We start from the raw sequence: 1,996 nt of genomic DNA on the forward strand, positions 1-1,996 counted from the left end.
CAAGGCGGCCGCGCGCGAGGTCACGTGAGGTAGGAGAGGCCGGGGTGGACGGCGGTGTAGCCATCGACGAGCCGGCGGGCCACGTTCACGGAGTCGACGAGCGGGTGCAGCGCGAACGCCTTGAGCGCCGCGGCGCGGGAACCGGACCCGGCGGCGGCGAGCACCTCGCGCTCGGCCGCCTTGACGGCGCACACCAGGCCGGTGGCGTGATCGGGCAGCGGGTCGGCGGGGACGGGGTGCGCACCGCCGGCGTCCACCCGGCAGGGGACCTCGACGACGGCCTCCGCGTCCAGCGGCGCGAGGGCGCCGCGGTTGCGGACGTTGAGGATCAGCGTGGTGCGCTCGTCGCGGGCGATGGCCCGCATCAGGGCGAGGGCCACCTTCTCGTAGCCGCCGGACAGGTCCTCCTCCTCGCGGTCCCCGGCGCCGGCGGTCTCGCGGTTCTCGGCCATGTAGGTGGCTTCGCGTTCGGCGCGGGTGCGGTTCCACAGCTCCAGCGCGGGGACGCCGGGATCGCCCGCCCCGGCGTAGAACCGGGCCTGCTGGTCCAGCAGGAAGGCCCCCCGGGTCCGCTCGGCCCGCCGGGCGGACCGTACGGCCTCACGGGTGAAGTAGTAGTAGTGCAGGTACTCGTTGGGGATCGCCCCCAGGGACCGCAGCCAGTCGGCGCCGAAGAGCCTGCCCTCCTCGAACGAGCCGAGCAGTGCGGGGTCGGCGAGCAGACGCGGGAGTTCGTCGCGGCCGGCGACGCGCACCGAGCGCACCCAGCCGAGGTGGTTGAGGCCGGCGTAGTCGATCCACGCCTCCTCGGGGCGCACGCCGAGCACCCTGGCGATGCGGCGGCCGAGGCCCACCGGTGAGTCGCAGATGCCGATGACGCGGTCGCCGAGGTGGCGGGACATGGCCTCGGTGACCAGGCCGGCGGGGTTGGTGAAGTTGATGACCCAGGCGTCGGGGGCGAGACGGGCCACCCGCCGGGCGATGTCGACGGCGACGGGCACGGTGCGCAGACCGTAGGCGATGCCGCCCGCGCCGACCGTCTCCTGGCCGAGCACGCCCTCGGCGAGCGCGATCCGTTCGTCGTGCGCCCGACCCTCCAGGCCGCCGACGCGGAGGGCGGAGAAGACGAAGTCGGCGCCGCGCAGCGCCTCGTCGAGGTCCGTGGTGGCGGTGACCTGCGGGGCGTCGGGCACGCCGTCGGCCTGCTCGGCCAGGACGCGGGTGATCGCACGCAGCCGGCCGGCGTCCGGATCGTGCAGCACGACCCGGGTCACCCGCCCCTCGGCGCGGTCCCCGAGCAGCGCCCCGTACACCAGCGGCACGCGGAATCCCCCGCCGCCCAGAATCGTCAGCCTCACCTCTGCACCCTTCCCCGGTACCGCCCGGTCACCGACCCGGACCGGAAGTGCTGGCGACCGGCACCTCGACGACCTTACCCGCGGCGCCCGACGCACCGGCGCGTCCGCGGCCCCGGCACGGACCGGCCGGATCCGGCACGCACCGACGGGCGCGGACCGGCGGGCCGGGCGCCACGGGGTCCGCGCGAGCGCCCCGGGAGCCACCGCGCCCCGACGCTCGCGCGGACCCCGTGGACGACGGTCCGGCGGCCGCGCACCGCCCCCTGCCGACCCGACGCACCGGGAGACAGCCGGCCGTGACCGCCCGCTCCGTGCGTGCCCGCCCCTTTCCGCGGCCGGACGGAGGGACCTGCGCGGCGTCCCGGTCCGCCCCGGGCTCCGCGCACGGCCTCCGCCGCGGCGCGCTTGCGCCCATTCGCGTCATTCATGAGGTGAACCCTCCCCGCGCACAAGGACTTTCTCGGTTACACCTCTTGACGGCGGAAGGGCCGCAGAGCACATTGGCGTCACTTTGAGAGCGCTCTCAGGACGTGGATCCGCGCTCTCGACGTACTCCCCGCACCGATCCTCCGCACCCGAGAGGCATCCCCACATGAGTGACACCTCCGGCATACCCCGCACCCCCCGCAGACCCCGCC

Annotated in this window: 1 protein-coding gene; it reads right to left on the reverse strand. The window is 75.5% G+C overall.

Going from position 1 to position 1,996, the window contains the following annotated elements:
- Positions 1 to 20: 20 nt before the first annotated feature.
- Entirely contained in the window at positions 21 to 1,358 is a 1,338-nt protein-coding gene (locus tag B7L92_RS32925; RefSeq protein WP_081240941.1) for a 6-phospho-beta-glucosidase, read from the reverse strand.
- Positions 1,359 to 1,996: the final 638 nt, after the last annotated feature.

Source organism: Streptomyces viridosporus (assembly GCF_002078235.1).
GTDB classification, from domain to species: domain Bacteria; phylum Actinomycetota; class Actinomycetes; order Streptomycetales; family Streptomycetaceae; genus Streptomyces; species Streptomyces viridosporus.